We start from the raw sequence: 18,921 nt of genomic DNA, 5'->3' as shown, positions 1-18,921 counted from the left end.
GTGGACACCGCAACGCTGTGGCTGCTGCCCGCCCTCCCCCTGGCGGGCGCGATCGTCCTGCTGCTGACCGGACGCTACGCCGACAAGTGGGGTCATCTGCTCGGCACCGTCATGGCGCTGGCCTCGTTCGGCGTCGCGGTGTTCGCGTTCGCCGACATGCTCGGGCGCGACACCGCCGCCCGCGCGGTGCGCGAGGACCTGTTCAGCTGGGTCCCGGTGACCGGCCTCCAGGTCGATTTCGCGCTGCAGCTGGACCAGCTGTCGATGTGCTTCGCGCTGCTGATCACCGGCGTCGGTTCGCTGATCCACGTCTACTCGATCGGCTACATGAGCCACGATCCGGCGCGGCGGCGGTTCTTCGCCTACCTGAACCTGTTCCTCGCGGCCATGCTGCTGCTGGTCCTGGCGAACAACTACCTCGTGCTCTACCTCGGCTGGGAGGGCGTCGGCCTGGCCTCCTACCTGCTCATCGGGTTCTGGCACGAAAAGCCTTCGGCGGCAACGGCCGCCAAGAAGGCGTTCGTCGTCAACCGGGTCGGTGACATGGGCTTGGCGATCGCGATGATGGTGATGTTCGCGACCTTCGGCTCGGTCGACTTCGGCGTCGTGTTCGGCGCCGCGCCCGGAGCGAGCGAGGGCACGCTCACCGCGATCGGCCTGTTGCTGCTGCTGGCCGCGTGCGGCAAGTCCGCCCAGGTGCCGCTGCAGTCCTGGCTCGGCGACGCGATGGAGGGCCCCACCCCGGTGTCGGCGCTCATCCACGCGGCCACCATGGTCACCGCGGGCGTCTACCTGATCACGCGCTCCAACGCGATCTTCGATCTCGCACCGAACGCGCGCCTCGGCGTGGTGCTGGTCGGCGCGGTCACCCTGCTGTTCGGCGCGATCATCGGCTGCGCCAAGGACGACATCAAGAAGGCGCTCGCCGCCTCCACGATGAGCCAGATCGGCTACATGGTGCTGGCGGCCGGGCTCGGGCCCGCCGGATACGCCTTCGCCATCATGCATCTGCTCACCCACGGGTTCTTCAAAGCCGGGCTGTTCCTCGGCGCCGGTTCGGTGATGCACGCGATGGACGACGAAACCGACATGCGCCGCTACGGCGGACTGCGCACTCTGCTGCCGATCACCTATGTCACCTTCGGCCTCGGCTACCTCGCCATCATCGGGGTGCCGCCGTTCGCCGGGTTCTTCTCCAAGGACCGGATCATCGAGGCGGCGTTCAACCAAGGCGGTCCGGGCGGGATCGCGCTGGGACTGGCGGCGCTGCTCGGCGCGGGGCTGACCGCGTTCTACATGACGCGGGTCATGCTGATGACGTTCTTCGGCGAGCGCCGCTGGAAACCGGACACCCACCCGCACGAATCCCCCGCGGTGATGACCGGTCCGATGATCCTGCTCGCCCTCGGCTCGGTCGGAGCCGGTGCGGTGTTCGTCTCCGGCTCCTCGCTGCAGAATTGGCTCGAACCGGTCGTCGGCGCCCACCACGGCACCGAAACCGTTCCGGCGGCGCTGGTCACGATTCTCGCGCTCGGCGTGGTCGCGGTCGGTGTCGCGGTCGCCTACTCGCAGTACGCGCAGCGCGAGATTCCCGAGACCGCGCCCGAATCCGTCTCCGCACTGACCGTCGCGGCGCGGCGCGATCTGTACGGCGACACGGTCAACGAAGCCGGGTTCATGCGGCCCGGACAGCACCTGACCCGGGCGCTGGTCTTCCTCGACAACCGCGGCATCGACGGCGTCGTCAACGGCACGGCGGCGCTGATCGGCGGGTTGTCCGCGCGGGCCCGGCGAGTGCAGTCCGGATTCGTGCGCTCCTATGCCCTGTCCATGTTCACCGGCGCGGCCCTGGTGGCCGCCGCCCTGCTGGCGGTGAGGTTGTGGTGAACGAGTTTCCCTGGTTGACGACGCTGTGGCTGGCCCCGGTCGTCGGTGCGGCGATCGTGCTCGCGCTGCCCGCCGCGCAGCGCACCCTCGCTCGTGCGGTGGCGCTGGGCTTCTCGGTGCTGGTGCTGGGAATCGGCATCGCGCTCGCCGTACGCTTCGACACCGCGGGCGCGCAGTACCAGTTCGTCGAATCCCATCGGTGGATCCCTGCGTTCGGCGCGGGGTACACCCTCGGCCTGGACGGCATCGCGCTGGTATTGGTGCTGCTGACCGCGGCGCTGGTGCCATTGCTGATCCTGGCGGGCTGGCACGACGATCGCGAAGTCGGCAGCGGCAGACGGGTGGCCCACACCTACGTCGCGCTCACCCTGCTCGTCGAGGCGATGGTGCTGATCTCCTTCGTCGCGCTGGACATCCTGCTGTTCTACGTGTTCTTCGAGGCGATGCTCATCCCGATGTACTTCCTCATCGGCGGGTTCGGGCCGCGCACCGGGGACGCGCTGCTGCGCAGGCAGCGCTCCCGCGCGGCGGTGAAATTCCTGCTCTACAACCTGTTCGGCGGGCTGATCATGCTGGCCGCGGTCATCGGGCTGTACGTGCTCACCGCCCGGGAAGGCCTGGGTGAGGGTTCGTCGGGCACGTTCGACTTCCGCACGGTGGTCGCCGCCGCCAACGCCGGGCAACTCGGCGCCGGACCCGCGGTGCTCAATGCCCTGTTCCTCGGCTTCATGTTCGCCTTCGCGGTCAAGGCGCCGCTGTGGCCGCTGCACACCTGGCTGCCCGACGCCGCCGTCGCGGCCACGCCGTCCAGCGCGGTGCTGATGATGGCGGTGGTGGACAAGGTCGGCACCTTCGGGATGTTGCGCTACTGCCTGCTGCTGTTCCCCGATGCGTCGGACACCTATGCGCCGCTGGTGATCACGCTCGCGGTGATCGGCATCGTGTACGGCGCCCTGCTCGCCATCGGGCAGACCGACGTGATGCGGCTGATCGCCTACACCTCGATTTCCCACTTCGGCTTCATCATCCTGGGTGTCTTCGCCATGACCAGCCAAGGCCAGACCGGCGCCACGCTGTACATGGTCAACCACGGCATCTCCACCGCCGCGCTGTTCCTGGTAGCCGGATTCCTGGTCTCGCGGCGGGGGACCCGGCTCATCGCCGAGTACGGCGGGGTGCAGAAGGTGGCCCCGGTGCTGGCGGGGACGTTCTTCATCGCCGGTCTGGCGACGCTGTCGCTTCCCGGACTCGCCCCGTTCGTCAGCGAATTCCTGGTGCTGATCGGGACATTCACCCGCTACGGGTTCGCCGCCGTGATCGCCGCCAGTGCGCTGGTACTCGCGGCCCTCTATGTGCTCTGGCTCTACCAGCGGATGATGACCGGACCGGTGAAGGAGGGCAACGAGCGGATCTATGATCTGGCGCCGCGCGAAGTCGTCGTGGTGGTCCCGCTCATCGCCGCGCTGCTGTTCCTCGGCATCTATCCGAAAGTCCTCACCGACTTCATCAATCCCGCGGTGAGCCAGACCCTCACCACCATCGGCCGCAACGATCCCGCGCCCTCGACGCCCCCACTGCCCGAGGCGGGCTCGGCCCACCATCCCGGAGGTGCCCACAAGTGAACGACCTCGCCTCCGCTGCGACACTCGCCGCGAGCGTTCCCGCGCCGAGCATCGAATACGGCGCCTTGTCTCCCATGCTCATCGTGTTCGGCGCCGCCGTGCTCGGCGTACTTGCCGAAGCGTTCGTCGCCCGCAACTACCGCTATACCGTTCACCTGGTGCTGGGCGTGGTGGGCCTGGCCGCCGCGCTGATCGCCGTAGTGGCGTTGGCGGGCACCGAATCCACCGCCGTCGCCGGTGCGGTCGCGATCGACGGCGTGACGCTGTTCCTGCAGGGCACGATCCTGGTCGTGTCGATCCTCGCCATCCTGTTCATCGCCGAGCGCGGAGCCGAGCCTCGTCCGCAGGCGCGGTCCGGACCGGGAACCTGGAGCCGGGCCGCCGCCACCCGCGAGCGCGGTGTGGACGCGTTCACACCACAGGCTTCGGCGGTGCCCGGCAGCGCGGCCGAAACGGCGGCGCAGCGCGCGGGTGTGGCGACCACCGAGGTGTTCCCCTTGACGTTGCTCGCCATCGGCGGGCTGATGCTGTTTCCGGCATCCAACGATCTGCTGACCATGTTCGTCGCGCTCGAAGTGCTCTCGCTGCCCTTGTATCTGCTGTGCGGACTGGCCCGGCGCAAGCGGTTGCTGTCGCAGGAAGCGTCGCTCAAGTACTTCCTGCTCGGCGCGTTCTCCTCGGCGTTCTTCCTCTACGGTGTCGCGCTGTTGTACGGCCAGGCGGGCACCGTGCGGCTCGGCGGCATCGCGGACGCCATCGCCCAGCATCCGGACAACGCGACGCTGGCGGTGCTCGGGGTCGCGATGCTCTCCGTCGGTCTGCTGTTCAAGATCGGCGCCGTGCCGTTCCAGTCCTGGGTGCCGGACGTGTACCAGGGCGCTCCCACCGCGGTCACCGGTTTCATGGCGGCGGCCACCAAGATCGCGGCGGTCGGCGCGCTGGTGCGGGTCCTGCAGGTCGCGGTGCCCGGCCTGCGCGATGACTGGCGGCCGATCCTCGCCGCCGTCGCGATAGCCACCATGGCCGTCGGCGCGGTCATGGCGATCACGCAGACCGACGTCAAACGGATGCTCGCGTATTCCTCGGTGGCACATGCCGGTTTCCTGCTCACCGGCCCGGTGGCGGCGAACGACCGCGGTGTCGCGGCGGTGCTGTTCTACCTGGCGGCCTACGGCATCGGCACGCTCGGCGCGTTCGCCGTGGTCAGCCTGGTCCGCGAACCGGACGGCGACGAAGCCACCGGCCTGCCCAGGTGGGCGGGGCTAGGCCGCCGCTCCCCCTGGCTGGCCACCGTTTTCGCGCTGTTCCTGCTTTCCTTCGCCGGTTTGCCGCTCACCAGCGGATTCGTCAGCAAGTTCGCCGTGTTCGAGGCTGCCGCGTCGGGCGGCGCGGCAGCCTTGGTCGTCATCGGCGTGATCTGCAGTGCCATCGCGGCGTTCTTCTATCTGCGGGTCATCGTGCTGATGTTCTTCACCGACCCGCCCGCCGACGCTCCGCTGCTGGTCACCCCGCCGATGACGACGACGATCGTGGCGATCACCGCGGCGGTCACGTTCGCGCTCGGCGTGTTCCCGCAGCCGTTGCTCGACCTCGCCGATCAGGCGGCGACATTCGTCCGCTGACGGGCCTCGGCCGCTGCGATGCCGTCGCTGGGCGACAGCGGCGGCATCACCGTTCTCGCGCTTCGGTGCGCTCAGGAGCCGCGCCGGCGTTCCAAGGCCTTCGCGATCAAGGCCCGGGCGCGATCGCCGTACTCGGCTTGGTCGGCGAGGATCGCGAAGGTTCTCTCGTGCAGGGCGATCTCCGACGGCCGGGTGATGGTCAGTTCGGCCGAGACCGTCTCGGTGAGCACCTGCGCCCGGTCGTAGATGACGAAGTTCGTCGCGGGGGCGCGGTAGTCGGCGCAGATCGGGATGATGCCCAGCCGGACCCTCGGATTGGCCATCACCGCGAGCAGGTGGGTGAGTTGCTCGGTCATGGTGGCGGCGTCGCCGACCGTGCGCCACAGCGCGGCCTGGTTGACCACGAAGTGGAACCGGTGTTTGGCCCGGAAGAGCACTTGCTTGCGGGCCATGCGCGCGGCAACCGCGTCCTCCAGATCGTCGCGTCCGCCGGTGACGGCGATGCAGGCGGTCAGGATCGCCCGCGCGTAGCCCTCGGTTTGCAGCAGCCCCGGCAACGTGTCCGGCGCGTACCAGCGGATCTGCGTGGTCTGCGCCTCCAGGTCGATCGACTGCCGTTGCCTGCGCGCGTGTCCGGAGGCGACGGTGCGTTGCCACTCCAGGTACATCGACTGCAGATTGCGCGCGTTGGCCACCAGATCGTCCAGCACCGCCGTATTGCCGCACGCCTCGCACCACGCGGCGAGGTCCGCCTCCGAAGGCGTCTGCTTGCCGCCCTCGATCCGCGAGACCTTGCTCGAATGCCAGCCGCACCTCGCGGCCAGTTCCAAGCCGGTGAGGTGGGCGGCGCGACGTAGTTCACGCAGGCGCGCGCCCAGCACCTCGCGTGCGTCCGACACACCGTTCACTCGCCTACGTGCTCACTCTCGCAATATCGTTGATGGTCGATCCCCTTGGGCCACAGCCGCTCCCGCACCCGTGAGTAGCGGGCGACCAGCGCCGGGTCGGTAGTGATCGACAACCCCGTGAACGCCCCGTCCTCGGCGAAGGTGTTGAAGGCGACCGTGTTCGTGTCGAACAGCCAGTAATCGTCGTAGGGCAGATCGGCGGGATCGACCAGATGTCGCGGCAGCCAGCGCACCGCCTCGCCGGTGGCGATGTTGTCGTCGGTCGCCGACAACAGCCACCGGGTGTAGTCCGTGTGCGGCACCGTCACGACGCGTAGTCGTTCGAGCGCGACCCCGCGACCGGCTGACTCGACCATCAGAGCATCCCAGGCTTTCCACGACTCGGGCTGTTCCTCTCGCTCGTACGCTACTCCGGCATCGAAGCGGCGCAACGCCTCCTGCTCGTCGTCCATCAGGTACTGATCCCGAACCTCCAGATGGAACGCGCGGAACCGAGCCGCCCGGAACAGCGGCTCGTAACAGCGGTCGCCGACGACGTGCAGCATCAGCGCACCACCACCGCGGTTTCGTGACATTCGAGAGTCAACTGGGCGAGTAACTCGGGATCGGTGACCGGTTCCCCGGCCACCAGCACCGACCCACAGGTTCCGCTCGCCTCCACCCGTAGCCGCATCCCCGGCTCCAGCCAGTCCAGCAGCTGGTGCGGCACCAGGACCGTCCCGGTGCGGTCGGTGGCATCGCCCTGCACCACGAGCACGCCCGTGTCGCTCGCGTACACGGCGGGACAAGCTCCATGATCGGATCCGGATCCGAGAAGTCGCAGGTTCATAGCTGATCCTTTGCGAGAGCTGGCGGACGATGTCGTGCAATCGTCCCTACCGGAGGCTCTGCGGGTCAACGCACTTCGCAAAGTCGCGCAAAGTCGTGGCGGCGGTACCGCTTGGCTTCTACCGTCGATTCGGCAACTCGGGGCCACGGCGCCGACGTCGATCCCGGGCTGCCTTTCTCCCCCGAGGGAAAGGGCTCCGACATGATCAGACGACCCAGGACTGCCGCCGATTTCGCGGTGCTGGGTGTGCTGGCGCCAGGCGGATTGCTCACCGTCGAGCAACTGGCCCAGCAGGCGCGACTGACCGCATGGTCGGTACGCAGCGCATTGCTGCGGCTGCAGTCGCGTGGTTTGATCATGGACTGCCGCCACCGCGGTCGCTGGACCATCACGCAGCGCGGCCGCGGCGAATGGGCCGCGAAGGGACGCAGATTCACCTTGTGAGCCGAGGCGGGACGGCTTCGCTCGGATCGCCGATGAGGAGCGGGTGGCCGGATCGACGTCGCGTATGACCAGTGGACGTTTAGCATTCCGGTATGGACCGTCGGAGGTGGCTGAGGGCCGCACTGTGTTCGGTCGTGCTGAGCGCCGGTGGATGTATCGGTGCGGTCGACCGCGGCGACTTCGAACAGGATTTGCGGGCGCGGGGCGGCGGACTGGTGAACGGGCTGGCTGATTCGGCGATCACCGCGGTGCGAGAGCGTCTGGGAATCGCTGATTTCCAGGCGAATGTCATCCTGCTGACCGCGCCGAATTCCACCCGGTTCCGCCTGGTGTCGGTCGATCAGCCGAACCAGGTGACTCGATTCCTTTCCGATCGGCCGGATCTCACCGCACGGCAAGCGGCCGTTCGACTGCGGGTGCGCGATCCGGACGGTTCCCGCCGACTCGACGACTACTCGTTCACCCTCGGTGCGCTCAGTGCGCCGCAACCCGTGCGGGTTTCGGCCTTCGACAACATCGACGGTGAGAACTTCGCGATCGGCGAGGTGCCGGGACTCGGGCGGATCGAGGACATCGTCGATACCGCTCTGGTTCGCAGCGAACTCGCCGATGGCCAGGTCACCGTGATCATCGTCAGCCGCTTCGGCCGGGAGATCCGGATCGTCGCGAACGTCACCTCCCCGCGGACGGACATGGTCGCCGAGTTCGACCGCACCGGCGCGTTCCTCCGAATCCGGCAGATGTAAGGCCATGGCCAGAGCCGTCGCAGCACCGCGCCCCCGGCCGATCCGCAGACCACGGCATTCGAACCACCGGTCTACGGATCGCACGAGCCCGACCCCCTCTGATTCGGCCTGGCCGATCGACCCTGGTAGTTCGGAAGCGGTGCCGTGGCGGCCTACTGCTCGGCACGGCGACCGCTGAGACGGCTGTGCCGGGATTATCGCGGTGGCATGGCAAGCGGATGGCCGGCAGAAGCGAGGCGGTGGACAGTCAGGGCCACCGCCTCGCTCGATCTGCTCAGTCGTTCTCCGGATATGTCACGGATGGGGCAGATTACTGTCCGGGCGGGCACTGCGGCGGCGGGCCGTCCGGGTGATCGCCGGGCGGCGGGCCATCGGGGTGATCGCCCGGAGGCGGGCCGTCCGGACGCTCGCCGGGCGGCGGACCCTGCGGGTGGTCACCGGGAGGCGGGCCCTGCGGGTGATCGCCAGGAGGCTGGCACTGCTGTCCCGGCACCGGTCCCTGAGGAGCATCGGCGCTGGCCACACCGGCCCCGATGCCGAGCGCACCGAGCGCGAGGGCGCCCGTCACGGCGGTCATTGCCAGCTTCGATGTGAAACTCATCTGCGTTCCTCCTGTTGTCGGATCAGGTCCGAAGCCGTCGGCCCCTGCTCGAGGCCGACCCGAGAATCGTTGAGCGTCGACATTTGTCCTTCGTTGGCGGAAGCTATGTGCCGGCTGTGAACCGCGGTGCGGGCCCGGTTGCGCTGAGCCCGTGCTCACAGCGGACACATAGGTACGGCACAGCGAACCCCAAGCGTTCGTGGCCATGGTGGGACGATGTCCGCGACGACCACCGGGAACGGCCCGGCCGAACGAGTTGTGCTGCGCCGCGTCGACGGCAGTCCGATCACCGTCCTGGTGGTCGACGACGAGCCCGTGCTGGCCGAGATGATGTCGATGGCGCTGCGGTACGAGGGGTGGGAGGTCACGACCGCGGGTGACGGCCGGACCGCCATCGCCAAGGCCCGTGAGGGCCGCCCGGACGTGGTGGTGCTCGATGTGATGCTGCCGGACATGACCGGCCTCGAGGTACTCGGAAAATTGCGCGCACAGCTCCCGTCCCTGCCGGTGCTCCTGCTGACCGCCAAGGATTCGGTGGAGGATCGCATCGCCGGGCTGACCGCCGGTGGCGACGACTACGTCACCAAGCCCTTCAGCATCGAAGAGGTGGTGCTGCGGCTGCGTTCGCTCCTGCGCCGCACCGGCGTGGCCACCGAGGACAGCGACGCGCAGCTGGTGGTCGGTGATCTGGTGCTCGACGAAGACAGCCACGAGGTCACCCGTGCCGGTGAGGTGATCGTCCTGACCTCCACCGAATTCGAATTGCTGCGGTACTTCATGCGCAATCCGAAGCGGGTCTTGAGCAAAGCGCAGATCTTGGACCGAGTGTGGAGTTACGACTTCGGCGGCCGGTCCAACATCGTCGAGCTGTATGTCTCCTATCTGCGCAAGAAGATCGACAACGGCCGCGCACCGATGATCCACACGCTGCGCGGCGCCGGGTATGTCCTCAAGCCCGCAGGCTGAGGCGGCGCGCCGGGTGCTTCGGCCACGGCGCTGGTCGTTGCGGGCCCGCCTGCTGGTCGGTCAGGTGCTGTTGCTGGTGATCGTCGTCGTCGGGATCGGCGCCGCCACCGAATTCGCGCTGCGGCAGTTCCTGGTGCACCAACTGGACACCGAACTGATCGACGTGCAGAAGCGCTCGCTCGGTGATGTCGGCGGCGGTCCGAGTCTCGGGCCACCCCCCAGCGGGCAGCCGCCACCGCCACCACCGCCTCTCCCACCCCCTGGCACCGGTCCGGGACCGGCCTTCCTCGACCGGCGGGGCATCCAGCCCGACATGATCGGCGCCATCGTGCACGAAGGAAGCGTCACCAAAGCGGGCCGCATAGGCGCCGACGGCACACAGGGGTCGCTGTCACGGAGCGCGCAACAGCAACTCGCCGCGGTGGCGGCCACCGGCAGACCGGTGGATGTCGCTCTCGGCGGCCAGGGCCGGTATCGAGTGGTCGCGGACAAGACCTGGTCGGGCGACGTCGTCGTCACCGGTTTGCCGTTGACCACCGTCGATGCGACGTTGCTGCGCGTCCTGCTGATTCTGGGAATCGTCACGGCGGTCGTGTCGATCGTCGCCATCCTGGTCGGCATCTGGATCATCCGGCACGCGCTCGCGCCGCTGGACCGGGTCGCGGCGACGGCCGCGCGGGTGGCCGGCCTCGAACTCGATCGCGGTGAAGTGGTCCTGCCCGTGCGGGTTCCCGCCGCCGACGCCGATCCGCGCACCGAGGTCGGCCAGCTCGGCTCGGCGGTCAACCGGATGCTCGATCACATCACCAGCGCGCTGTCCGCGCGCCACGACAGCGAGACGCGGGTCCGCCAATTCCTCGCCGATGCCAGTCACGAACTGCGTACCCCGCTGGCCGCCATTCGCGGTTATGCCGAACTGGCGCAACGCAAACGCGCGGAGGTGCCCGGCGAGGTGGCCAACGCGATGGCCCGGGTGGAGTCCGAATCCCGGCGGATGACGGGTTTGGTCGAGGACATGCTGCTGCTCGCGCGGTTGGATTCCGGCCGCGGACTCGAACACGAGCCGGTGGATCTGACCCAGCTCACGGTGGACGCGGTGAGCGACGCGCACATCGCGGGGCCCGAGCATCGATGGGATCTGGAGCTACCCGACGAGCCGGTGGTGACCACCGGTGACGCTGCCCGGCTGCATCAGGTGCTGGCGAATCTGCTGACCAACGCCCGGGTCCATACCGGCCCCGGCACAACGGTGCTCACCTCGCTGAACTTCCACGGCGACGGAGGAGCCGTGCTACAGGTGACCGACGATGGTCCGGGCATACCGGAAGCATTGCAGCCCACGGTTTTTCACCGTTTCGCGCGCGGCGACTCCTCGCGCTCGCGGCGGGCGGGCAGCACCGGCCTCGGTCTGGCGATCGTCGCGGCCGTCGTCAAGGCGCACGGCGGTGACATCTCGGTGGCCAGCGAACCCGGCCACACCGAATTCACCGTGCGCCTGCCCGGCGCCGTGAACTGATCGGCCTGTCAACCGCATCGATGCCTGTTGGGAACTGCGGAACGTCGTGGTTGTGCCTACGCTGCCGGTTCGTTCGTCACGGGTACACGATGCTCTTCGCGCCCACCATGCGTACCAGGCTGAAGATGGGCAGCCCGATCACCAAATGCTCGATGCCCGTCGAGATACCCACCCACAGGTCACTGGACAGGGCCAGTGGAATGATCACCGCCGCGGCGGTGAGGATTCCCACGATCCAGCTGAAGAACAGTTCCGGTGACGGAGTGCCCAGGCGAAGCAGATACCAGAGCACCCCGCCGAGCAGCGCGCAGATGAAGGCCACCACCGCGAACCAGTACGCGTCCTGGGCCATCGGGTTCCACACCCCGAAATTGCCGCTCTCGCTCACCCTGGTTGCGATGATTTCGATGATCCAGGCGCACAGCCAGGCCGCCAGCGCGGTCACCACCGCCGCCGCGATCACACCGCCGGTGAACATGCCGATGTTGACCTCCGGTCCCTGCTGCGGCCGGGATCGCTGCTGGTCCGGATGATCGGACTGCTGATGCGTGTTGTAGTCGGGCTCCCGGCCGTATCCGGCCCCCTGGCCGTATCCGGGATCCCGGCCCTGCCCAGGGCTTTGGCTGTACCCGTGATCTTGGCCGTACCCGGGATCACGGTAATTTCCCGGCTGATAACCGGCTTCGTAACGTGCGGTGTGCTGGTCGCGCGGATCCATGGGATTCAACCGCCGATCACCTCCGTCGAAAGCGTGTGTGTGCGTCGAGTGTAGGGCCGGACCGGACACGCCGCTGCCCCCTACCCAACTCCGCTCCGCCCGTGAGCCGGCCACGGAAGTCGGCCGCGCTCGGACGAAACCCACCGTCTCCCAACGGGCTTACACCTGCTCGAGTCCGGCGCGACCGGGCCGGCCGTTGCCGCTGCTCGCTGGACGGCGGTTGACCAGCGAAAACCACCACGCCGATCCGCAGCGCAGTGACCTACCCAACAGTACATTCTGGAATGATTCCAATAAAGCGACGGTTGGTCCTACCGAAGGATTCCGAAAGGAGTACAACCATGACTGCCGCACCTCGGACCGAGCAGCGGACCAATCGCCGCCTCGCCGACGATGTCCGGAATTTCACCGCTTCCCCCCGGCTGGCCGCAGGCCTGCAGCGCGTGCTCGTCGATCTCATCGAACTGCATCTGCAAGGCAAGCAGGCGCACTGGAACGTCGTCGGGACCAACTTCCGCGACCTGCACCTACAGCTCGACGAACTGGTCGACGCGGCCCGCGAGAGCAGCGACACCATCGCCGAGCGGATGCGAGCCCTCGACGCCGTCCCCGACGGGCGTTCCGACACCGTCGCCGCGACGACGAGCCTGCCGCCCTTTCCCGCCCAAGAGGTGAACACCACCGACGTCGTCGATCTGATCACGACGCGGACCTACGCGGCGATCGACACCATCCGCGACGCGCACGACGCCGTGGACGCCGAGGACCCCAGCACCAGCGATCTGCTGCATCAGGTCATCGTCTCGCTGGAGAAGCTGGCGTGGATGATCAAGTCGGAGAACCGCGGCATCTGACCGCCCGCCCCGCCGCGCGCTGCTCGCTCGCGGCGGGCCCGCCTCAGAAGTGCGCGGCGCCGCCGTCGATGGACAGCGGCACCGCGGTGATGTACTTCGATTCGTCGCCGACCAGGAAGAGCACCGTGTCGGCGATCTCCTCCGCGGTCGCGGCCCAGCGCGGCAGGAACGGGGTGCCCATCCCGTTGAGCAGCGGGTTGGTCTCCCCCGCCGCGGCGAGCGCGGACTGCATGTCACCGGAACCCATGGGCGTGTTCACCCCGCCGGGATGGATGCTGTTGACCCGGATCTCGTACTTGCCGAGTTCGGCGGCGAAAGCCCGCGCCATCCCGGTCACCGCGTGCTTGCTGGCGGTGTAGTGCACCATGAACGGCTGCATCTTCACCCCGGCGTAGGAGCTGGTGAGCACGATCGAGCCGCCGCAGCCGCCCGCGATCACGTGCGGGGCGGCGACCATGACCGTGTTCCAGACTCCGATCACGTTGGTGTCGATGGTGTCCCGGAACGCCTGGGGGGTGATCTCGTCCCATGCGGCCGGGATACAGATTGCCCGCATTGGCGATCACGATGTCGAGTCTGCCCAGTTCGGCGACGGCGGCGTCGGTGGCCGAGCGCAAGGCGTCGATATCGCGCACGTCGGCGATGGTGGCGACGATCCGTCCGCCGGCCTCCTCGACCTGCCGCACGGTCTCGTCCAGGTCGTCGGGGGTGGGCGAGTCGTAGGGCACGCCGGGCAGCGGCCCGGCCAGGTCGATCGCGATGATGTCGGCGCCCTCCTGGGCCAGCCGCACCGCGTGTGCCCGGCCCTGACCGCGCGCCGCGCCGGTGATCAGCGCGACCTTGCCTGCTCTCCGCTCTTCGTCGCCGCGAGATCAAGTCAGGTGGCGTAATTTGTCGAGGGCCACCGACGCAGACCGGCGCCCCGAGACCGCACCGACTCGACGGGCTACCGATTTTTCTGGTACGACCCGACACTATGTGACTGCCCATTCACGCAATATAGGAGGCTTCGAACCGTCGACGATGCGATGGCGCCTCAGGTTCCTCCACTCCTGGCGCATGACAGCTTCGACATGCGGTGAACCCGACGTATGCACTGTTTAGAGCCAGTATGCTACTGTCGCCATGACCCGCGCCCTACGCCTCCGGAGCCGGTAGCTTTGCGATTTCGCGTACGATACGGCACGGATGCACGCTAGTATGTGAACACCGATTCACGAACATAGGAGCGCGATGATGCGTACCCCCCTTCGGCTCGCCGCCGCCTCGGCCGCCGCGGCGACTCTCGTCGTCACCGCAGCCGGTGCGACGGCCGAACCGATCAGCGCCGCCCCGGTGACCACCGTCGCGGCCGGAACCGGCTCGTCGGCGGCGGACTCCGGATCGGCGGCGGCGCGCACGGGCTTGTACTACCTCGAGCGCGGCGACATCATCGGAATTCTCGTGCTCATGGTCGCCGCCCCTTTGCAGATATTGACCAGCGGAATCTGCGACCTGGCCACGATGTCCGCGCTTCCGAGTCCGTGCGTCGCAGGGCCCCAGTGAACCGCACCCGGCTCCCGTTCAGAAGCGTGGCCGAGCGTATGAACAGGGTTGGCGGGCAGAGTTTCTGACGCGCGAGGTCTCCGGGGACAGGTGATCGACCGCCTCCGCCTCCAAAGGCCTCGGGACCAGCCCGGCGGCGCGAGCGATAGTGATCGGCCGCCGGCACTCCGAGATCGCCGCTGGATTGCTTCCTCGGTTTGCCCTGCATATCAAGGGGTAGGCGATGGTCGCGACAGCGACGATCCAACCCCTCAGGAGAACCACTCATGAATCAACCCCGCGACACCGCCGACGAGGCAGACTCGCACGAAACCTCGGATGCCCGAGAAAAGAGCATTCTCGAGGGCCGATCCGAGGCGTCCGGCAACCTGGCGGGCCCAGGCCCCCACAGCGACCGAGATGAAGACCCCTACACGTGATCCTCGACCGGAACACCATGCGGTCACCGAGAATCTGCGCCGCAGGGCGAGATGACCACGAGCAGAAGTGTAGTCAGCCTGCGGTCACCCCCGGCTGGAGCCGATAGAGAACACCGTGTCGATGAGCCGGCCGAACCGGCGGGTGAGCCCCTCGGCCGACTCCTCCGGATGTTCCCGGGCCCAAGCCATGATCGCGTCCACCGCGGCTGTCCCACCAAGAACATCGAAAGCACCGATATCCTCACACTTCAGTACTACCAATTCGGTGCGCTGTGGCGTGACCTCCGCTCCACGCGGCGCGTACGCGACTGGCTCGGCTACACCTTCGGACCTCCCGGCTGGGAGCCCGGTGCGGGGGCGACACAGATCGCCACCCGGGCCGGCCTGGATTGAATTTCGCGACCGACCACAGGGTCACCGTCGGTCGATACCGGGCGTGATCACCTCCATGTGGCGGCGTTCTCGCGGGCGTAGGACTTCAGATCCCGGGCGGGGTGGCCGGTGATCCGTTCGACCGTATCGGTCACCACGGCATTGCCGCCGTCGCGGATCAACCGGAACAGGGCCGACTGCCAGATGATCGAGCGTTCGTCCAGACCGGCTTCACGCAGGCCGTCGGCGAACCGGTCGGCGGTGATGGCCCGGTAGCGCAGTTCCCGGCCAGCGGCTTCACCCAAGGTCTCGGTGACCTGCCGGAGGGTCAGGACCTCCGGGCCGGTGAGGATGTGGACCTCTCCCCCATGTCCGTCCTCGGTGAGCGCGGCGGCGGCCACTTCCGCGATGTCCCGGGTGTCGACGAAGCCGACGACGGCATCGGCGGCCGGAAGCGCGAGTTCGCCGTTCTCGCGCAGGGACGCCGCGAAGCCCTCGCCGAAGTTCTGCTGGAACCAGTTCGGCCGCAGAATGATCCACTCCTTGCCCGAAGCGCGCACGTCCGCCTCCCAAGCGGCCATCGGAACAGCGTCGGGCAACTCGCCGACGCCCAGCACCGACAGCAGCACTACTTTGCGCACGTGCGCGGCGGCGGCCAGCAGCTCGCCGACGAGGCGGGGTTCGCCGGGCACGGCGTACGGGCCGACGACGTACACGACGTCGATGCCGTGCAGCGCGGCAGCCCAGGTGGAACGGTCGGCCCAGTCGAAACGCACCGGTTCGACCCCGGTGGTGGCCGCGGCGGGAGTGCGGCTTGCCGCGCGCACGTGGACGCCGCGGGCTACCAGCGCGTCCACCACGGGCCTACCGGTCTTGCCGGTCGCGCCGAGCACCAGAACAGTCATCGTATTTCTCCTCGGATCGGTGGTACCGGAAGAAATCTACGGATCATCGCCCGGATGATGAATGCCTGAAAATCCGGAATACATGTCCTATAGTCCTGAACCTGTGGACGTTCTCTCCGACGCGCTTGCCGCGATGCGCACGGGCCGAACCCGCGCGGCCCGCACCGACGTACGAGCGCCGTGGGGACTGCGCTTTTCGGCCGTCACCGGCACGACCTTCCACGTCGTGCTCAGCGGCACATGCTGGTTGCTGGCCGACGGAACCCAGCCCCTAGCGCTGAGCCCGGGCGATGTGGTTTTCCTCCGCACAGGCAGCTCGCACGCTCTCGCGGACAGCCCGCACACGCCGCTGATCGACTTCGCTCCCGAGCGCTCGGAACCGGATTCGCCGATCGGTCATGTCCGCGTGGACGGCACGGGAGCGCAGTCGATCCTGCTCTGTGGCGCATACCAGCTCGATCGAACGCGGCCGCATCCGCTGATGAAGGAATTGCCCGTGTTCCTGCACCTACCCGCCGGGAACGCGGAGCTCGGTCATCTCGTCGGCCTGCTGGCGACCGAATTCGACCAGGATCGGCCCGGCCGGGATGGCATCGTTCCCCCGCTGGTCGACGCGATGCTGCTCTACATTCTGCGCACCTGGGCCGACCAGCGCACCGATGCGCCGGGATGGGCGCGGGCGCTCGCCGACCGGGCGGTCGGCCAGGCGTTGCGCGATATGCACACCCACCCGGCCGCCCCCTGGACCGTGGAACAACTGGCGGCGCGAAACGGATTGTCCCGGTCGGTGTTCGCCCAGCGGTTCACCGCACTGGTGGGCGAACCTCCGGTGTCGTATCTGACCTGGTGGCGGATGACCACCGCAGGCCGCATGCTCCGCGAATCCGACGCCCCGCTCAGGAATGTGGCCGCGCAGGTCGGCTACAGCTCCGAATTCGCCTTCGCCAAGGCGTTCAAGCGCGCTTACGGCGTGGCGCCGGGGACATACCGCCGCTCGGGGATGATCGATATACCGAGCGTTCCGACCCTGACCCTGGCCTGATGTCAGGATTCCGGGATGTCACAGCATCAGCAGAACCTTGGTGGCGCGGCGCTGGTCCATCGCGCGGTAGCCCTCGGCAGCGTCGTCGAGAGGCAGCGTGAGGTCGAAGACGTCACCGGGATCGATCTCACCACGCATGATTCGGTCGATCAGGGCGGGCAGGAAGCGGCGGGCGACGGAGCGGCCGGCGATCGGCTACGCCTCAGGTCCGGTCGTGGCCCGCTTCTCGAGCACTCCGGCGAGGGCCGAGGCGATCATGGCGACCGCCCGATCATCGTCCCGGGCCGTTCGCCGCAGGATGCCCAGCGCGATGGTCCCCGGCATCTCGGCGAGTGCCTGAGTCAGGCGTATCCGCACGGCGGAGTCCGCGGTGGGTGCGGCGAGCTCATCTGCCAGCGCGCTCATGATCCGGTCCGCGCACTCCGGATCCAGTGCCAGTGTGCCGAGCACCTCGGCCGCCTCGACGTCGTTCGCACCCTCGACCACCATGCCGACCAGCGCGGGCACGGCTGCGGTCACGCCACGTTTACCCGATGCCAGAGCCGCGTGCCTGCGCACTGTCGCGTCGGTGTCCCCGAGGGCGTCCGCGAGCAGCGAGGTCGCTTCGTCGCCGGGCATCTCGGCGATCGCCTGCACCGCGCGCCGCCGGATCTCGACGTTCTCGGAGTACACGCCGGATGCCACGCTCGCCACACCGTCACCGCCCGCCCGCGCCAGGGCCCACCGCAGAGCCCCGGCGACGTTCGGATCGGATTCGGCGAGCACCGCCTCGGCCAGCAACTCGAGGGGAACCGGCACGTCCTCGGGCGGGGCCAGGACGGTTTGCTGGCGGCGCGCGGCGCTGGGCGAGTGGAGGCCGTGCAGCAGCTCGACGATGCGCAGGACGCCCTGCCAGCCGGTGGGCGCCGAGGCATCGACGGCACGCAGTCGCTCGAGCAACTCCTGCTCGCGCCGCAATCGTTCCTCGGTCCGGCGGATGAGGTCGCCGACCAGCGCGGACGGTGTGAAGGCGGGATCCTCCAGGGCGGATCCGATCTGCCGCAGCGACAATCCCAAGGAACGCAGACTCTCCACGTGGAAGATCCGGCGGATGTCCTCGGCGGAGTACTCGCGGTAGCCCCCCACGGTGCGGCCGGTCGGCCGCACCAGCCCCAGGGAGTCGTAGTGCCTGAGCATCCGGGTACTCACTCCGGAACGGCGCGCCACCTCGCCGATCAGCACGCTGTTCCCTCGACCCGTTCCTGGCCGAGCGCGACAATCCGTTTCGCCTCGTCGACGGCCGGGTCGAAACCGGCATCCGGGTCGTGCAGGAGCTGCCGGGTGGCGCGGGCATGCGCACGCACCGCCGGGTCCGCACTCGCCCACGCGGTCCGCAGGGCGGGCTCGATCACGTCTCCGAGCGCGACGAGTGCCCGGCTGAGGCTCCGTTGCACATTCCGGTCACCGCGACCGAGTTGTGCGGCCAGTTCCGCGACCAGATCTTCCTCCTCCCCGGCGGGCACGAGGACGACGGCGGCACGCCACGCACTTCGCGCGACCTCGTCGTCGGCGTCGTGCAGCAACGACCGGGTGATCGCGGGCCACGAATCCCGGTCCCCGATCTTCGACAGCGTATGCAGCGCCTGGCTTCGGGCCTGGGAGCGTTCGGACCGCAGCTCCGCGCGGAGTCTGGGCACCGTGACCTCCGACGGGAAGCGCGTCAACGCCCAGGTGAGCATGTCGCGCACGAAGAAGTCGGGCTCGATCGCGCACCGTGCCACGAGCGCGTCGACGAAGCCGTCGTTGGGGTGCGTGCCGACCGCCAGCGCCGCCTGGAGCCGCGTCGACGAATCTCCGGCGGACAATGCTTCGAGCAGCCGCGTGTCGTGTGAATTCCTGTGTGCCGAGTTGATGGGGACCACCTCCTGCACCCAGTGAAGGCCATG

The 18,921-nt window shown here is 68.3% G+C and carries 18 protein-coding genes and 1 pseudogene; 10 read left to right on the top strand and 9 right to left on the bottom strand.

The features are described from left to right. The 3 genes from nuoL (at position 1) to nuoN (ending at position 5,131) form a co-directional block, all read left to right on the top strand. Positions 1 to 1,887 carry an NADH-quinone oxidoreductase subunit L gene (gene nuoL, locus NG1_RS06505; RefSeq protein ID WP_062968993.1) on the top strand — a complete coding sequence of 629 codons (1,887 nt, stop codon included), beginning with the start codon at positions 1 to 3 and terminating at the stop codon, positions 1,885 to 1,887. Beyond that, positions 1,884 to 3,509 carry an NADH-quinone oxidoreductase subunit M gene (locus NG1_RS06500; RefSeq protein ID WP_084498755.1) on the top strand — a complete coding sequence of 542 codons (1,626 nt, stop codon included), beginning with the start codon at positions 1,884 to 1,886 and terminating at the stop codon, positions 3,507 to 3,509. Before nuoL ends, NG1_RS06500 begins: the two co-directional genes overlap by 4 nt. 74 nt (positions 3,510 to 3,583) lie before the next feature. Beyond that, positions 3,584 to 5,131, top strand: coding sequence for an NADH-quinone oxidoreductase subunit NuoN (gene nuoN / locus NG1_RS06495; RefSeq protein ID WP_245659819.1), 1,548 nt, complete (start codon positions 3,584 to 3,586; stop codon positions 5,129 to 5,131). A 71-nt stretch (positions 5,132 to 5,202) separates the two neighbouring features. Here nuoN and NG1_RS06490 read toward each other — a convergent pair whose 3' ends face one another. The 3 genes from NG1_RS06490 to NG1_RS06480 are packed head-to-tail and all read right to left on the bottom strand — an operon-like array spanning position 5,203 to position 6,868. Further along, complete coding sequence (locus tag NG1_RS06490) at positions 5,203 to 6,030, bottom strand: helix-turn-helix domain-containing protein (protein WP_245659807.1); 828 nt, start codon at positions 6,028 to 6,030, stop codon at positions 5,203 to 5,205. A 5-nt stretch (positions 6,031 to 6,035) separates the two neighbouring features. Continuing rightward, positions 6,036 to 6,584, bottom strand: a complete 549-nt coding sequence (locus NG1_RS06485) for a DUF6879 family protein (RefSeq protein ID WP_062968986.1) — start codon at positions 6,582 to 6,584, stop codon at positions 6,036 to 6,038. Continuing rightward, the gene (locus tag NG1_RS06480) at positions 6,584 to 6,868 is read right to left on the bottom strand and encodes a hypothetical protein (protein ID WP_157113886.1); all 285 of its coding nucleotides are present in this window, start codon (positions 6,866 to 6,868) and stop codon (positions 6,584 to 6,586) included. Before NG1_RS06480 ends, NG1_RS06485 begins: the two co-directional genes overlap by 1 nt. A gap of 201 nt (positions 6,869 to 7,069) precedes the next feature. Between NG1_RS06480 and NG1_RS06475 the strand changes: the two genes are divergently transcribed. Next, on the top strand, positions 7,070 to 7,312 hold the full coding sequence (locus NG1_RS06475) for a GntR family transcriptional regulator (RefSeq protein WP_062968982.1): 243 nt from the start codon (positions 7,070 to 7,072) through the stop codon (positions 7,310 to 7,312). A 92-nt stretch (positions 7,313 to 7,404) separates the two neighbouring features. Next, on the top strand, positions 7,405 to 8,058 hold the full coding sequence (locus NG1_RS06470; RefSeq protein ID WP_157113885.1) for a hypothetical protein: 654 nt from the start codon (positions 7,405 to 7,407) through the stop codon (positions 8,056 to 8,058). Between the two features lie 310 nt (positions 8,059 to 8,368). Here the strand turns inward: NG1_RS06470 and NG1_RS06465 are convergent, their stop codons facing one another. Continuing rightward, positions 8,369 to 8,659: a hypothetical protein gene (locus NG1_RS06465; RefSeq protein WP_157113884.1), complete on the bottom strand. Its 291-nt coding sequence runs from the start codon at positions 8,657 to 8,659 to the stop codon at positions 8,369 to 8,371. Between the two features lie 261 nt (positions 8,660 to 8,920). Here NG1_RS06465 and NG1_RS06460 point away from each other — a divergent pair, with 261 nt between their 5' ends. Together NG1_RS06460 and NG1_RS06455 are read left to right on the top strand one after the other, a co-directional pair. Then, positions 8,921 to 9,625: a response regulator transcription factor gene (locus tag NG1_RS06460; RefSeq protein WP_062969321.1), complete on the top strand. Its 705-nt coding sequence runs from the start codon at positions 8,921 to 8,923 to the stop codon at positions 9,623 to 9,625. Continuing rightward, positions 9,603 to 11,141, top strand: a complete 1,539-nt coding sequence (locus NG1_RS06455) for a sensor histidine kinase (RefSeq protein ID WP_062968974.1) — start codon at positions 9,603 to 9,605, stop codon at positions 11,139 to 11,141. Before NG1_RS06460 ends, NG1_RS06455 begins: the two co-directional genes overlap by 23 nt. Positions 11,142 to 11,217: 76 nt before the next feature. Here the strand turns inward: NG1_RS06455 and NG1_RS06450 are convergent, their stop codons facing one another. Beyond that, positions 11,218 to 11,859: a DUF6069 family protein gene (locus tag NG1_RS06450; protein ID WP_062968972.1), complete on the bottom strand. Its 642-nt coding sequence runs from the start codon at positions 11,857 to 11,859 to the stop codon at positions 11,218 to 11,220. A gap of 341 nt (positions 11,860 to 12,200) precedes the next feature. Here NG1_RS06450 and NG1_RS06445 point away from each other — a divergent pair, with 341 nt between their 5' ends. After that, positions 12,201 to 12,713: a Dps family protein gene (locus tag NG1_RS06445; protein WP_062968969.1), complete on the top strand. Its 513-nt coding sequence runs from the start codon at positions 12,201 to 12,203 to the stop codon at positions 12,711 to 12,713. A 43-nt stretch (positions 12,714 to 12,756) separates the two neighbouring features. Here the strand turns inward: NG1_RS06445 and NG1_RS06440 are convergent. Beyond that, positions 12,757 to 13,546: pseudogene (locus tag NG1_RS06440) on the bottom strand (mycofactocin-coupled SDR family oxidoreductase). A 400-nt stretch (positions 13,547 to 13,946) separates the two neighbouring features. On the opposite strand from NG1_RS06440, the gene NG1_RS06435 reads away from it, so the two are divergent. Beyond that, complete coding sequence (locus tag NG1_RS06435) at positions 13,947 to 14,258, top strand: hypothetical protein (protein ID WP_062968967.1); 312 nt, start codon at positions 13,947 to 13,949, stop codon at positions 14,256 to 14,258. Between the two features lie 859 nt (positions 14,259 to 15,117). Here the strand turns inward: NG1_RS06435 and NG1_RS06425 are convergent. After that, positions 15,118 to 15,954, bottom strand: coding sequence for an NAD(P)H-binding protein (locus NG1_RS06425; RefSeq protein ID WP_062968963.1), 837 nt, complete (start codon positions 15,952 to 15,954; stop codon positions 15,118 to 15,120). A gap of 61 nt (positions 15,955 to 16,015) precedes the next feature. Between NG1_RS06425 and NG1_RS06420 the strand changes: the two genes are divergently transcribed. Next, entirely contained in the window at positions 16,016 to 16,996 is a 981-nt protein-coding gene (locus NG1_RS06420) for an AraC family transcriptional regulator (RefSeq protein ID WP_245659806.1), read from the top strand. A gap of 195 nt (positions 16,997 to 17,191) precedes the next feature. Here the strand turns inward: NG1_RS06420 and NG1_RS06410 are convergent, their stop codons facing one another. Together NG1_RS06410 and NG1_RS06405 are read right to left on the bottom strand one after the other, a co-directional pair. Beyond that, positions 17,192 to 18,217: a MerR family transcriptional regulator gene (locus NG1_RS06410; protein WP_062968958.1), complete on the bottom strand. Its 1,026-nt coding sequence runs from the start codon at positions 18,215 to 18,217 to the stop codon at positions 17,192 to 17,194. Next, positions 18,211 to 18,897, bottom strand: a complete 687-nt coding sequence (locus NG1_RS06405; protein WP_245659805.1) for a HEAT repeat domain-containing protein — start codon at positions 18,895 to 18,897, stop codon at positions 18,211 to 18,213. The genes NG1_RS06410 and NG1_RS06405 overlap by 7 nt, the downstream gene beginning before the upstream one ends. Positions 18,898 to 18,921 lie beyond the last annotated feature (24 nt).

The organism is Nocardia gamkensis NBRC 108242, from assembly GCF_001612985.1.
Lineage (GTDB): Bacteria > Actinomycetota > Actinomycetes > Mycobacteriales > Mycobacteriaceae > Nocardia > Nocardia gamkensis.
This window is presented reverse-complemented; position numbering and strand designations above follow the sequence as displayed.

Bases quoted from the DNA above. Each gene is read 5' to 3' on its own strand.
- NG1_RS06475 (WP_062968982.1), top strand. From the start codon at position 7,070: ATGATCAGACGACCCAGGACTGCCGCCGATTTCGCGGTGCTGGGTGTG.
- NG1_RS06465 (WP_157113884.1), bottom strand. From the start codon at position 8,659: ATGAGTTTCACATCGAAGCTGGCAATGACCGCCGTGACGGGCGCCCTC.
- NG1_RS06445 (WP_062968969.1), top strand. From the start codon at position 12,201: ATGACTGCCGCACCTCGGACCGAGCAGCGGACCAATCGCCGCCTCGCC.
- NG1_RS06470 (WP_157113885.1), top strand. From the start codon at position 7,405: ATGGACCGTCGGAGGTGGCTGAGGGCCGCACTGTGTTCGGTCGTGCTG.
- nuoN (WP_245659819.1), top strand. From the start codon at position 3,584: ATGCTCATCGTGTTCGGCGCCGCCGTGCTCGGCGTACTTGCCGAAGCG.
- NG1_RS06455 (WP_062968974.1), top strand. From the start codon at position 9,603: ATGTCCTCAAGCCCGCAGGCTGAGGCGGCGCGCCGGGTGCTTCGGCCA.
- NG1_RS06425 (WP_062968963.1), bottom strand. From the start codon at position 15,954: ATGACTGTTCTGGTGCTCGGCGCGACCGGCAAGACCGGTAGGCCCGTG.
- NG1_RS06450 (WP_062968972.1), bottom strand. From the start codon at position 11,859: ATGGATCCGCGCGACCAGCACACCGCACGTTACGAAGCCGGTTATCAG.
- NG1_RS06420 (WP_245659806.1), top strand. From the start codon at position 16,016: ATGCCTGAAAATCCGGAATACATGTCCTATAGTCCTGAACCTGTGGAC.
- NG1_RS06485 (WP_062968986.1), bottom strand. From the start codon at position 6,584: ATGCTGCACGTCGTCGGCGACCGCTGTTACGAGCCGCTGTTCCGGGCG.
- NG1_RS06435 (WP_062968967.1), top strand. From the start codon at position 13,947: ATGATGCGTACCCCCCTTCGGCTCGCCGCCGCCTCGGCCGCCGCGGCG.
- NG1_RS06480 (WP_157113886.1), bottom strand. From the start codon at position 6,868: ATGAACCTGCGACTTCTCGGATCCGGATCCGATCATGGAGCTTGTCCC.